This window comes from Paractinoplanes rishiriensis (assembly GCF_016862375.1).
Classification (GTDB): domain Bacteria; phylum Actinomycetota; class Actinomycetes; order Mycobacteriales; family Micromonosporaceae; genus Actinoplanes; species Actinoplanes rishiriensis.
In genome coordinates, this window is record NZ_BOMV01000001.1 from 267,111 (window position 1) to 280,529 (window position 13,419).

A 13,419-nucleotide genomic window follows, 5' to 3' on the forward strand; every position below is an offset into this window, starting at 1 on the left:
CTACTCTTTCACCAGCAGGGCGACGGGATAGGTGCGCAACAGCTCGGCCACCGCGATGCGGTTACCGCCGTAACTGGTATTCGTGAAGACTTCCGTCCAGCTGTGGCCGTCGAGTGACACCGTGGTGTCACCCCAGCCGCCGTGCCGTGACAATCCGACTGGCAGCCGGGTGGCGATCGTCACCGCGCCGCCCCGGTCGAAGGCCAGCACGTGCTCGCCCACCCGGCCCTCGGCGAACACCGGGTGGTAGCCGGTGAACAGCTCCGGCCGCTGCCGGCGCAGGCGCAGGGTCCGGGCGGTGACCAGCAGCTTCGCGGCGCCGCTGTGGTCCACCGGCGGCTGCCAGCCGTCGTCGATGCGGGCCAGCAACTCGCGCCGGGCCGCGAAGTCGACCGGGCGCCGGTTGTCCGGGTCGACCAGCGAGAAGTCCCACAGCTCGCTGCCCTGGTAGACGTCGGGCACGCCGGGCATGGTGAGCTGCACGGCCTTCTGCCCGAGCGCGTTCGACCAGCCGGGCGGGGTGATCGACTCGGCGAAGCCGGCCACCTCCCGGTGCAGCGCCGGGTCGTCGTAGATCCGGTCGACCAGGTCGCGCAGCAGGCTCTCGAACTCCTCGTCGGGCTGCTGCCAGGTGGTTCCGGTGGCTGCCTCCCGTGCGGCTTTTTGGGCGTACGCCTGCAGGCGCTCCCGCGAGATCGGCCAGGCACCGACCGCGGCCTGCCAGACCAGGTGCGCCAGCGCCGGGTCGGGCAGCGGTGCGATCCGCACCCAGCGGCGCACCACCTCGGTCCAGTCCCCCGGCACCTCGGCGAGCACCGCGAGCCGGGCCCGCACGTCCTCGCTGCGCTTGGTGTCATGCGTGGAGAGGGTGGTCATGGCGTCCGGCCAGCGTCGTCCGCGCTCGGCGGTGACCTCGTGGAACTCGTCCGGGCTGACGCCGAAGTGGGCCGGGTCGTTGCCCACCTCGTTGCGGGCGGTGAACCTGGTCCAGCGGTAGAAGGAGGTGTCCTCCACGCCCTTGGCCATCACCGCGCCGGTGAACTGCTGGAAGAGTACGGCCAACTCGTCTTCGGGGTTGCGCAGCCGGGCGGTGAGCCGGTCCAGCACCGGGATCAGCTGCGGGCGGCGGCGTCCGGCCTCGGCCCGCGCCTTGGCCAGGTGCCGCGAGCCGAACGGCAGATAGGAGCGGTAGACCGGGAAGCAGGCGGCCAGCTCGGCCAGGGCCCGCGGGGCGCCGTCCAGATCGGGCACCAGCCGCGTCAGCCGGGTCAGCTCGGCGGCCAGCATGGTGGTCGCCACGTTCAGCTTGGCCTCGTGCACCTGGTCCTGCCAGGACGTCTCGGTGCCGGTCAGGTGGTGCTGCAGGGTGTCGAAGAACGCCTCGGTGCCCGGGTCGACGAAGACGCCGCATACCTCGGCGAGCGCGTCGTATCCGGTGGTGCCGGCCACCGGCCAGGGCGGCAGTTCCTCGCCCGGCTCCAGGATCTTCTCCACCACCAGCCAGGCGTCCGGCGCGGCGTCGTGCAGGCGTTGCAGGTAGGCGCCGGGGTCGCGCAACCCGTCCGGGTGGTCGACCCGGATGCCCTGCACCAGGCCCTCGGCGTACCATCGCAGGATCTCGGCGTGGGTGGCGTCGAAGACCGCCGGATCCTCCACCCGCAGGCCGGCCAGGTCGACGATGGAGAAGAACCGGCGGTAGCCGAGCTCGGCGTCGCCGCGGGTCCAGGCCACCAGCTCGTAGTGCTGCCGGTCGTGGATCTCCTGCGGCGAGCCGTCGCCGGTGCCCTCGGCGATCGGGAACCGTTTCTCGTAGTAGCGCAGTTCGCCGTCCTCGACGGTCAGCTTGTCGAGCTCGCCGGGGTCGGTGCCCAGGGCCGGCAGCAGCAGCCGCCCCCGCGACCAGTCGATGTCGTAGAACTCGGCGAACTCCGACTTCTGGCCGTTGCGCAGCACGTCCCACCAGGTCGGGTTGGCGTGCGGCACGGCCACCCCGGCGTGGTTCGGGACGATGTCGACCACCAGGCCCAGGTTGGCCGCGCGCAGGGCGCCGGCCAGCGACTTGAGCCCGTCGGCGCCGCCCAGCGCGGGGCTGACCATCCGGTGGTCCACCACGTCGTAGCCGTGCTCGGAACCCGGAGCCGCGGTCAGCAGCGGCGAGGTGTAGAGGTGGCTGGCACCGAGGTCGGCCAGGTAGTCGGCGAGTTCGGCGGCGGCGGACAGGGGGAACTCGGGGCGGACCTGAACTCGATAGGTTCCGGAAGGGGGCACGTTATACCGTCCTGTCCAGCACGATGAGGGACCGGTCCGGGACCCAGAGCCTGCTGCCGGCCTCCACGACCGACGGGCGATCCGGGGACGGCTCGGCCGTTTCGATGACCTTCTCCCACTTCTCCCCGTACTCGGCGGGAGGAGTGGCGAACTCCAGCGGTGCGTCGTGCGCGTTGAAGAACAGCAGGAACGAGCTGTCCACGTGCCGCTGGCCGTACTGGCCGCGCTCGCGGATGCCCTCACCGTTGACGAACAGCGCCACCGCCCGGCCGAAGTCGTTGCCCCAGTCGTCGCCCGCCATCTGCCGGCCGTCCGGGGTGAACCACTCCAGGTCGGGCAGCGGGTCGCCGCCGCCGCGCGCGGTCACCGGCAGACCGGTGAAGAAGCGGCGGCGCTGGAACACCTGGTGCCGGTGCCGGAACGCGGTGAGCTTGCGGGTGAACTCGAGCAACCGCTCGTCGGCGTGCTCCCAGTCGATCCAGGCCAGCTCGCTGTCCTGGCAGTAGGCGTTGTTGTTGCCCTGCTGGGTGCGGCCCAACTCGTCGCCGTGCGAGATCATCGGCACGCCCTGCGAGAGCATCAGCGTGGCCAGGAAGTTGCGCCGCTGCTTGGCACGCAGCGACAACACCGCGGTGTCCGACGTCGGGCCCTCGATGCCACAGTTCCAGGACCGGTTGTGGCTCTCGCCGTCCCGGTTCTCCTCGCCGTTGGCCTCGTTGTGCTTGTCGTTGTACGAGACCAGGTCGTTGAGCGTGAACCCGTCGTGCGCGGTCACGAAGTTGATCGAGTGGAACGGCTTGCGGCCGTCGTCCTGGTAGAGGTCGGCCGAGCCGGTGATCCGGGACGCGAACTCGGCCAGCGTGGCCGGCTCGCCGCGCCAGAAGTCGCGTACGGTGTCCCGGTATTTGCCGTTCCATTCGGTCCAGTTCGGCGGGAAGTTGCCGACCTGGTAACCGCCCGGGCCGACGTCCCACGGCTCGGCGATCAGCTTGACCTGCCCGACCACCGGGTCCTGCTGCACCACCTCGAAGAACGTGGACAGCCGGTCCACGTCGTAGAACTCCCGGGCCAGCGTGGACGCCAGGTCGAACCGGAACCCGTCCACGTGCATCTCGGTCACCCAGTACCGCAGCGAATCCATGATCAGCTGGAGGCTCTGCGGGCTGCGCACGTTGAGGCTGTTACCCGTGCCGGTGTAATCCATGTAGAACTGCGGCTGATCGTCGACCAGCCGGTAGTAGGTCCGGTTGTCGATACCCTTCAGCGACAGGGTCGGGCCCAGGTGGTTGCCCTCGGCGGTGTGGTTGTAGACCACGTCGAGGATGACCTCCATCCCCGCCTTGTGCAGGGCCTTGACCATCCCGCGGAACTCCTGGGTCTGCTGGCCCAGCGTGCCGGTCGACGAGTAACCCTGGTACGGCGCGAAGAAGCCGAGCGTGTTGTAGCCCCAGTAGTTGCGCAGGCCCAGGTCGTGCAGCCGGTTGTCGTGCACGAACTGGTGCACCGGCATCAGCTCGACCGCGGTGATGCCGAGGCTCTTGAGGTGCTCGATGATCGCCGGGTGGCCGATCGCCGAGTAGCTGCCGCGCATGTCCTTGGGCACCTCGGGGTGCCGCTCGGTGAGCCCCTTCACGTGCGTCTCGTAGATCACCGAGTGGTGGTACGGGATGTCCGGGCGGCGGTCGTTCCCCCAGTCGAAGTACGGGTTCACCACCACGCCCTTGGCCATGTAGGGCGCCGAGTCCAGGTCCGACATCCGGTCCGGGTTGTCGAAGTCGTACGCGTACAGCGACGGGTGCCACTCGATGTCCGCGTCCACGGCCCGGGCGTACGGGTCCAGCAGCAGCTTGTGCGGGTTGTAGCGGAGCCCGCGCGCCGGGTCGTACGGTCCGTACACCCGGTAGCCGTACCGCTGCCCCGGCTCCACCCCCGGCAGGTAGGCGTGCCACACGAACGCGTCCTGCTCGTGCAGCTGGACCTTGCGTTCGTTTCCGGACGGGTCGAACAGGCACAGCTCGACCGCCTCGGCGCCCTCCGAGAAGATGGCGAAGTTCGTGCCGGTGCCGTCGTACGTTGCCCCGAGCGGGTACCTGTGACCAGGCCAAACTTGCATGCGGTGCTCCCACCCTCGCCAGGCCACCCGACGTGGCGCCCTGTAGATGCCCATCGGCCGACGACGTAATCCTGTGCGGCCGCGTCAGCGGCCATTCTCACCGATGCGGCTGATAACGTCTGCGCGACTGTCCGGTTACCCGCAGATACGTACCCCCGACGGGTTTGATCGGCTTCTGAATCGACCCGCATACGAGGCGACGTGCCGCACATCCCGCCGATCGTTTTCGGACTAAGGCCTCCGCACCCGCCGCGGACACGGACTGTAGATCTGGGACGGCCGGCTCGGCCTGGCCGCCTGACCTGAGAACGTGCTCGCCGCCCAGGTGCCGGCCACCCCGCTCCGGAGAAATAGTGCGCTGAATCTCGCATTCCGGCCCGTCCGGATCCGCTCCGCGTGCGAACAACTCTCGTGGAGTATGCGGAGACGTGGCCGCTGATCGGCCGGGACGACGAACTCAAGGCGGCCGCGACGGCCCTGACCAGCGGCGGCCTCGTGCTGACCGGCCAGCCCGGCGTGGGCCGCACCAGGCTGGCCGGCGAGGTGCTGCGCCGCTGGGTCGCCACCGGCGGCGAGCACGAGTGGGTGACCGCCACCCGGACAGCCGCCGCCGAGCCGCTCGCGGCCGTGTCCCACCTGCTGCCCGCCGGCCTCCGCGCCGGCCAGCTCCCGGCCGTGCTGGCCGCGGCGGCGGCCCGGTTCGCCCGGCGGCCCGGCCCGGTTCTCGTCGGAGTCGACGACGCCCACCTGCTCGACGACGCCTCCGCCACGCTGCTGCACCACCTGGCCGCTCGCCGGCTGGCCACCCTGGTCGTCACGGTCCGCGACGGCGAGCCGGTGCCGGACGCGGTGCGGCCACTCTGCACCGGCACCCGGATCGAGACCGGCCCGCTGCCACCACCGGCCGCCCGGCGCCTGCTGTCCGCGGCGCTGGGTGGCCCCGTCGACCCGATCAGCGCCCGGCGCCTGGTCCGGCTGGCCGCCGGCAACCCGCTGCTGCTGCGCGAACTCCTCACCGACACGCTGGAGGGCGGCGAGCTGGACCGCACCGAGGGCTGCTGGCACTGGACCGGCCGGGTGCCGGCCGGCCGCCGCCTGACCGGCACGATCACCTCCCGGCTGCGCACCCTGCCGGCCGACGTCCGCGCCGTGCTCGAACTGGTCGCCGCCGCCGAGCCGCTCATCCTGGCCCGGGCCGAGCAGGTCACCGGCCCGGCCGCGATCGAGGCGGCCGAGCGCAGCGGCCTCGCGGTGGCCGACCGCGACGGCACCCGCAGCCGGCTGCGCCTCGCCCAGCCGCTGGCCGGCGTGGTGCTGCGCGCCGGGCTGCCGGCCGGCCGGGCCACCGCGATCCGGCGCGACCTGACCGGCACCCACGGATCCGGCCCGGTGCGCCTGCACGACGACGTGCTGCTCGCCGGTGTGCGGCACCGCGGCCTGCTGATGGCGGCGGCCCGGCGCGCGGTGGCCCGGTTCGACCTGGCCCCGGCCGAACGCCTGGCCGCCGCCGCCCGCGACGCCGGCCACCCCGCCGCCGACTGGCTGCTCGCCGAGATCCTGCTGCTGCGCGGCCGGAGCGCCGAGGCCGCCGCGGTGCTGCCCACCGTGCCGCCGCGCACCCCCGGCCAGGACGTAACCGGAGGCCTGGTCCGCTACTGGGGCCTCAACCGGGTGGTCGAGGCGGAGCGGGCGCTGCACGGCGGCCACCCGCTGACCCGCGCCACGCGCTCGTGGCTGCTGCTCTTCGACGGCCACTGCCACGACGCCCTGACCACCGCCGAGTCGGTGGCCGGCCCGGCGCTGCCGCCCGCCGCCGGCCGCCCCGCGCTGCTGCGGGCCGCCGCGGCCGGCGCTCTCGCGGCCGGCCTGCTGGGCCGGCGCGCCCGGGCCGGCGAGCTGGCCGCCGCCGGTGCCGCGGCCGCCGGTGACGACCCGTGGGGCCGGGCGCTGGCCGGTTTCGGGCTCTGCGCGGCGCGGCTGGTGGCGGGTGAGCCGGCGGCCGCCGGTTCGCTGGCCGAGGACGGGCACCGGGCGGCCGTGTTCGCCGAGGCGCCGGCGCTGGCCGGGGTGTGGGCCGGGCTGCGCGGCATGGCGGCGACCGCGATGGGCCGGCCGGCCACCGGGCGGGCCGCGCTGCGTGAGGCGCTGGTGCTGCTCGACGGGGCCGACCCGGCGCACCTGAGCTGGGTGCTGCTGGCCGAACTGGCCGGTGCCTGCGCACTGGCCGGCGACACCGCCGAGGCGGCCGCGTGCCTGGCCCGCTCGGACGAGCACCGGACCGCCGCCAACCGGATCTTCGTGGCCTGGGCCGAGCGCAACCGGGCCTGGGTGCTGGCGGCCGGCGGCAGCGTCCCGGCGGCGGTTCGCCGGGTCGAGCACGCGGCCCGGCTCGCCCGCGAGACCCAGCAGCCCGGCCTCGAGGTGCTCTGCCACTACGACGCGGCCCGGCTGGGCGCCGCCCACCGGGCCCGGCACCGCCTGCGCGAACTGGCCGCCCGCCTGCCGGACGGCTTCGCCGGGGTGCTGGCCGACGCGGCCGGCGGCCTGGCCGACCGGGACCCGGCCGTGCTGGAGCGGGCCACCGCGGCGCTGGCCGCCCGCGGGCACACCCTGCTCGCCGCCGAGGTCGCGGTGGCCGCGCTGGACGCGTACCGCCGCGCCGGCCGCACCGACGGCACCCGCCGCGCCGCCGAGCGGGCCGCCACCCTGGCCGGACTCTGCCCGGGGGTGCGCACTCCGCTCCTCGGCGGCGGGGCCACCCGCGGACGGGCGCCGGCCGCGCTGACCCTGCGCGAGCGCGAGGTGGCCCTGCTGGCGCCGGCCCTGCCGAGCCGGGAGATCGCGGCGCGGCTCGGCCTGTCGGTCCGCACGGTCGACAACGTGCTGGGCCGGGTCTATCAGAAGCTCGGAATCGGGGGCCGGGCCGAACTCTCCACCATCCTGCCGGCCACACCCGTCCCCGCGCGGGTGCCGGCCCTGTCCGGACGGACACCCGGTCATGACGATTGACGACGGCTGCGACCTCGACGAACTGGCCGCCTGGGCCCTGGGCGGCGGCGACCCGGCCGAAGACTCCCGGCTCCGCGCCCACTTGGAGACGTGCCCGGTCTGCCGGGCGCGCGCCGCGACGTTCCGCCAGGCGGTGGGCTGGCTCGGCTACTCGGTGCCGGCCGTCGAGCCACCGTCCGCGCTGCGCGGTCAGGTGCTGGCCGCGGCCCGCGACCACCGCGAACCCTGCCATTCCCCGCTGACCGCCGACCTGCGCCGCTGGGCCGGCCAGATCGCCGCGCTGGACGCCGAACTGGCCACGCTCACCGCCGGCCAGTGGCGGGCACCGGTGGCCAAGCACGCCACGGTCCGCGGCGTGGTGGCCCACCTGTCCGGCAACGACCGCCTGGTCACCATCGACCCGCCGCTGCGCGAGGCCGCCGCGCCGGCCGAGGCCGAGGCGGGGGCCAGGGCGGCCTGGCGCGGCAGCGCGGAGGGTCTGCTGCTCCGGGTGGGCGGCGCCGGTGCCATGGTGGCCGCCCGGCCGGTGCGGCTGGCCGGCCGCTGGGGTGCCGTCCGGCCGCTGTCCGACGCTCTCGTGCAGCGCGGCTTCGAGACCTGGATCCACGCCGACGACGTCCGCGCCGCGGTCGGCCGGCCGCTGCGCCCGGCGCCGCCCGACCAGGTGCGGGCCATCGTCGCGCTGAGCGTCCGACTGCTGCCGGGTGCGCTGCTGGCCACCGGGCGGCACCGGCCCGGCGGCGCCGCGATGCTGGTGCTGACCGGCGACGGCGGCGGCGAGTGGACCGTCCCGCTGCACCCCGGCATCCCGCCGGACGGCCCGGTCGCGGCGACCGTCACCGGTGACGCGGCCGGCTACTGCCGGCTGCTGGCCGGCCGTCGCGCCGTGACCGCCTACCCGCACGAGGTCAACGGCTCGGCCGCCGTCGCCGCCGACCTGCTGGCCACCGCGGCCACCCTGGGCTGCGACTAGTGGATCGGTGTTGCCGGGTCCGGCTGGCCCTGGCGACACGGCGTTCGCCTGGGCATTTTGCCGCAAACGCCCGCCCCGGCTCTCGCCCGCGACACGATGTTGTCGATCTGCCGCTCGTGGATAGTTCGTGGATGACAGCTTCACTTTCGCCACCCGTTATGCGTGTTATGAGAAGGAGACCTGCCGAACTCCTGAGCGGCATTCTTCGTTCCCAGCCGTGGTTCCCAGCAACCAAATGTCGAGACAGGCCCCACGCCGTGGCGGTCGTCCCGGAAAGTGGTCGATCGTTCCCGTCAGTCGGTAAATCCGAGGGAGCAAAAGCCACGGAACCTCCCATAAGGTCGCGCCACGGACGGACCTGGTCGAGTTCCTGCTCGACCGAGTCTTTTGCGTGGACCGGTGATGCCTCGGCGTCAAGCCCTCGGTCGAGTGGCTTCCGCTTCCCGGTCTCGTGGCACCCGGAGATGTATCGAGGGCGGCGGCGGGGGCTCTGGATTCTCGATCATGTCGGGTTGCGCCAGTCGAACGCGAAATCGACAAGATCTGTGGGCGGTGCGGTGGACGGTGGGCGGTGGGCAGTGGGCGGTGGGCAGTGGGCGGTGGGCGGTGGGCGGTGGGCGGTGGGCGGTGGGCGGTCGATCTTGCTGAGCTGTTCGCTGGCTGCCGATCTTGTGGAGCTGCTGCAACAGGCGATCCGGAAATCGACAAGCTTCACGCGCGCCGCAGCGATCGTGGCGAACTTGCAGCACCTGGCAGACACCACATCGACAAGATCTGGCTGTGCAGACCGCACAGAATGTGTTTTGGGGCATTAGCCGGTTACGTTCCAGCGGGGATGCCGGATCGTGAGAGCGTGCGGTCATCTATGGGGAATGACGATCATTATCCGGGACGAGCTCTCCCGGTGTGGATGGGCAGACCGGCACGCGGCAGCCGGCGTCGCTCGATGGGTGGGTTGACACCCAGGCGGCACTGATCCGTGCAGAAGTCACGACCGGAACACGAACCTTTCAAGATCGCGACGCGGGCCACCATCGCCCGACGGCGGCGAGGTAGCTGTGCGCGCCGGCGACCCGGTAAGGGTGCGCAACCGGAATGGCGAAACGCGAGATGCCAGCAGACCGACAAGATCTGTGAAAGTTGATGTCAAGCGCTGGCTTCGGGGGTGCTTTTGGTCGCCTATGTAACGTTTTAGGCTATGCTGCGGTCACCGCCAGTGCGGTGGTGCCGCCGTCCAGGGTGATCAACCCGGACGGTCTATCGGTGCCCGGTTAAAGTGGTATTTATCAGATGGATTCCCGGCGGGTGCCGCATTGCCGGACGATCAGGTCAAAGGCTGGGATGGCGGTCGGCCTTATCGGCGGGTGTTCTCAGGTCGGCGCACGGCCGGGGCAGGCCGAGCGATTCGGTCATACCAAGGTCCACCAAATCGCGGGCCGCATTCCGGCAACTGGCCGTACACCTGACGCATATCCGACCGGACGGCCTCCTTGAACGGCGAAACAGCAGCGCCACCACCAGCGGAAACGTAGTTTTCGGGGCGAGTTTGTCGGCGTCATTCGGTAAAGCTGTTTCGCTATTTCCGGGAGGAAAGAATGTTGCAGGAAATCGCCACCGCCGGAATTATGTTTCTCTCGTCCCTGGCGGCACCCGCGGGACCGGCGGTCCAGTTCGCCCCGCCACCCGACAAGATTGTCATCGGCGTAGCCAGTGCGAACGGTTCCGGCTGTCCGGACAAGTCCGCGGAAGTGCAGGTCTCCGGGGACAACACCGCCTTCACCGTGATCTACAGCGAGTACCAGGCTCAGGTCGGCGTGGGTGCGGAACCGGACGAGTTCCGCCGCAACTGCCAGTTGATCCTCAATGTGCACGTTCCGCAGGGCTACACGTTCGCGATCGCCAAGACCGACTACCGCGGTTTCGCCCGGCTGGCCGCCGGTGCCTGGGCCTACCAGCAGGCCAACTACTACTTCCAGGGCGACTCGCACACGGCCAAGGCCCGGCACAACTTCAAGGGCTACTTCGACAACGACTGGCAGACCACCGACCTCGTCGGCATCGAGGCGCTGGTGTGGGCGAAGTGCGGGGCCAAGCGCTTCTTCAACATCAACACCGAGCTGCGGGTGGGTGTCGGCACCTCCGACCCCAAGACCACCACCAGCCTGATCACCATGGACTCCACCGACACCGAGATCTCGACGATCTTCCACCTGGCCTGGAAGAAGTGCTGATCCACCGGATCCGGCGGGCGGGCCTCAGCCCGCTCGCCGTGCCTGGTAGATGCTGAGGTTGGTGTACGCGGCGCCGAACATCGGGGCCGGTACGTCGTACTTGCCGGCCTCGGACACGAAGTCGCCGATGATCGCGTCGGCCTCCACCGGACGGCCCTGCATCATGTCCCGGTAGAGCGAGGACGTCATCGGCGCGGTGCTCTCGATCCCGGCCTGGAGCAGCGCCACCGCGCCGGGCCGGGGCGGGTAGCCGGCCGCGGTGGCGATCGCGATGGCCTCGGCCGCGATCCGGGCGCCCAGGTCGGCCCCGCCGGGCGCCGCGTTGATCTCGCCGACCGGCGCGCGCATCAGCGTGGTGGCCGCGCCCAGGCAGGACAGGAACACCCATTTCTCCCACATGTCCCAGACGATGGTCGCGGACGCCTGGGAGTCGAAGCCCGCTCCGGACAGCGTCTCGGTCACCGCCGGGATCCGGGCGTCGGCGCTGCCGTCCAGCGTGCCGAAGTCGAGCCGGTGCAGCCCGGTCGCCTGCACCACGTCGCCGTCCGCGTCCAGGCTGGCGTGGATCATGCAGATGGCGCCCCAGGCCCGCTCCGGGCCGAACGCGCCGAGCAACTCGTCCACGTGCCGCATGCCGTTGAGCAGCGGCACCACCACGGTCCGCGGCCCCACCGCGGGGGCCAGGTCGAGCAGCGCCTGCTCCAGCGCATAACTCTTCACCGCGAGCAGGATCAGGTCGTACGGGCCGTCCACAGTGTCCGCGGTGATCGTGCGTGGCCGCTCCACCCAGGCCTCACCGTCCGGGCCCTTGATCCGCAGCCCGCGCTCGCGCAGCGTGCCGGCGCGGCCGGGCCGCACCAGGAACGTGACGTCCCGGCCGGCCGCGGCCAGCCGGCCGCCGAAGTATCCACCGGTGGCACCGGCGCCGACGATAAGAATTCGCACAGGGCAACCCTAGGGGCAGCTCAGCCGAGTTGCTCGTCCTCGAAGCACCAGCGCCACTTCTCCCCCGGCTCGTACGAGCGCATCACCGGGTGCGCCTCCTCGGCGTAGTGTGCCGCCATGTGCCGGCGCGGCGACGAGTCGCAGCAGGCCACCAGCCCGCAGCCGAGGCACAGCCGCAGGTGCACCCACCCGGTGAAACCGTCGGCCACGCACCGCGGGCAGCCGTCCTCGTACGCCGTCCGCGGTTCCGGTTCGCCGGCCGCCATCAGATGCTCGCAGGTCACTCGTCGTCACTCCGTTGCAGCTGGGACTCTTCCAGGTCGAGCTCGCGCTGGGCCCGGGTGAGCACCTCTTCGGGAATCCGCCCCTCGTTGCGGGCGACCTTGAAGACGTGCCGCTCGGCGCCGATCATCTCGCGCCGCAGCCGACCGTACGCCGCCGACGGCGTTTCCTGCTGCTGACTGCCGAGCCGTTCCCACGCGTTGTTGGCCCGGCTGTCGACCAGCCGCCGCAGCCGCTCGACCACCTCGGGCGGCGCGCCGTCGGCGTGTTCCTCGAGCGCGGCCAGCGCGGCCCGGCCGGCGTCGTGCTGCACGCCGGCCTCGGCCAGCGCGTCCTCGGCGGTGCTGTCCTGCCGCACGCCGAGCCGCACCGACAGCCACGGCAGCGTGGTGCCCTGCACCAGCAGGGTGAGCACGATCACCGCGAACGCGACGAAGATGAACAGCTCCCGGTGATACGGCGGGGTGCCCTCCTCGGGCAGCGTCTGCGCGGCGGCCAGGGTGACCACGCCGCGCATCCCGGCCCAGGAGACGACCGTGGGCACCGAGACCGGCGGGCGCTTCTCCCGGTTGCGCACCCGCGGCACCAGCCGGGCCAGGTAGGTGGCCGGGTACATCCAGACGAACCGGGACAGCACCAGGGTGGCGAAGACCGCGCCGGTGACCGCCAGGGTGGTCGCCAGGTCCGATTCGATCTCGCCGACCAGCGTTCGCAACTGGAGGCCGACCAGCAGAAACACCACGCCCTCGAGGAGGAAGATGATCAGCCGCCAGACCGCGTCCATCTGCAGGCGGGAGGTGGCCGAGAGCAGGTACGGGATCCGGTGCCCCAGATAGAGCCCCGCGATCACCACGGCCACGATGCTGGAGGTGTGCAGCCGCTCGGCGATCAGCACCACCACGAACGGGGTGAGCAGCGACACCGCGTCGTCCAGCAGCGGATCGACGATCTTGCGGTGCAGCCAGGCCGCCAGCACCGCCGCACTCAGGCCGATCAGCACGCCGCCGCCGGCCTTGAGCGCGACCTCGCCGACGATCGGCCAGAAGCCCACCGCGGTGCCGGCCAGCGCGCCCACCGCGATGCGCACCAGCACCAGCGCGGTCGCGTCGTTCAGCAGGCTCTCGCCCTCGAGGAGGGTCACCACCCGGCGCGGCAGGCCGACCCGGCGCGCGATCGCGGTGGCCGACACCGCGTCCGGCGGGGCCGCGATGGCGCCGAGCGCGATGCAGGCCGCGAACGGCACCTCGGGCAGCAGCAGGTGCACCACGATGCCCACGGCGAACGCGGTGAACAGCACCAGGCCGACCGCGAGCAGCAGGATCGGGCGCAACGCACGGCGGAACGCGGGCACCGAGGTCTGCAGCGCCGCCACGTACAGCAGCGGCGGCAGGATGCCGATCAGCACGAGTTCGGGCTCGAGGTGCGCCTCCGGGAAGCCCGGCACGTAGGACAGGCCGAGCCCGGCCACCAGCAGCACCAGCGGTGCCACGAAGCCGAGCCGGCGGGCCAGGGCCGCGCCCAGCACCGCGATCGCCACCAGGACGACCACGTCAACGATGCCTCCCATGGCCGGAAAGCTTATTGAATCCGGCCGTTGA

At 72.1% G+C, this 13,419-nt stretch carries 8 protein-coding genes; 3 read left to right on the plus strand and 5 right to left on the minus strand.

The window, feature by feature from the left end; genetic code table 11:
- Together treY and glgX are read right to left on the minus strand one after the other, a co-directional pair.
- Entirely contained in the window at window positions 1-2,268 is a 2,268-nt protein-coding gene (treY, locus tag Ari01nite_RS01270; RefSeq protein WP_203778532.1) for a malto-oligosyltrehalose synthase, read from the minus strand.
- A gap of 1 nt (window position 2,269) precedes the next feature.
- Window positions 2,270-4,381, minus strand: a complete 2,112-nt coding sequence (gene glgX / locus Ari01nite_RS01275) for a glycogen debranching protein GlgX (RefSeq protein ID WP_203778534.1) — start codon at window positions 4,379-4,381, stop codon at window positions 2,270-2,272.
- A 396-nt stretch (window positions 4,382-4,777) separates the two neighbouring features.
- Between glgX and Ari01nite_RS01280 the strand changes: the two genes are divergently transcribed.
- The 3 genes from Ari01nite_RS01280 (at window position 4,778) to Ari01nite_RS01290 (ending at window position 10,594) form a co-directional block, all read left to right on the plus strand.
- Window positions 4,778-7,390 carry an AAA family ATPase gene (locus Ari01nite_RS01280; RefSeq protein ID WP_203778536.1) on the plus strand — a complete coding sequence of 871 codons (2,613 nt, stop codon included), beginning with the start codon at window positions 4,778-4,780 and terminating at the stop codon, window positions 7,388-7,390.
- Window positions 7,380-8,363: a maleylpyruvate isomerase family mycothiol-dependent enzyme gene (locus tag Ari01nite_RS01285; RefSeq protein WP_203778538.1), complete on the plus strand. Its 984-nt coding sequence runs from the start codon at window positions 7,380-7,382 to the stop codon at window positions 8,361-8,363. The genes Ari01nite_RS01280 and Ari01nite_RS01285 overlap by 11 nt, the downstream gene beginning before the upstream one ends.
- Window positions 8,364-9,958: 1,595 nt before the next feature.
- Window positions 9,959-10,594: a DUF4360 domain-containing protein gene (locus Ari01nite_RS01290; protein WP_203778540.1), complete on the plus strand. Its 636-nt coding sequence runs from the start codon at window positions 9,959-9,961 to the stop codon at window positions 10,592-10,594.
- A gap of 24 nt (window positions 10,595-10,618) precedes the next feature.
- On the opposite strand, the gene Ari01nite_RS01295 is transcribed toward Ari01nite_RS01290, so the two are convergent.
- From Ari01nite_RS01295 to Ari01nite_RS01305, 3 genes are read right to left on the minus strand one after another with little or no spacing between them, the layout of a single operon-like run.
- The gene (locus Ari01nite_RS01295; RefSeq protein ID WP_203778542.1) at window positions 10,619-11,539 is read right to left on the minus strand and encodes a ketopantoate reductase family protein; all 921 of its coding nucleotides are present in this window, start codon (window positions 11,537-11,539) and stop codon (window positions 10,619-10,621) included.
- Between the two features lie 20 nt (window positions 11,540-11,559).
- On the minus strand, window positions 11,560-11,823 hold the full coding sequence (locus Ari01nite_RS01300) for a UBP-type zinc finger domain-containing protein (RefSeq protein ID WP_203778544.1): 264 nt from the start codon (window positions 11,821-11,823) through the stop codon (window positions 11,560-11,562).
- A complete protein-coding gene (locus Ari01nite_RS01305; protein ID WP_203778547.1) occupies window positions 11,820-13,388 on the minus strand; it encodes a Na+/H+ antiporter in 1,569 nt (522 codons plus the stop codon). Before Ari01nite_RS01305 ends, Ari01nite_RS01300 begins: the two co-directional genes overlap by 4 nt.
- Window positions 13,389-13,419 lie beyond the last annotated feature (31 nt).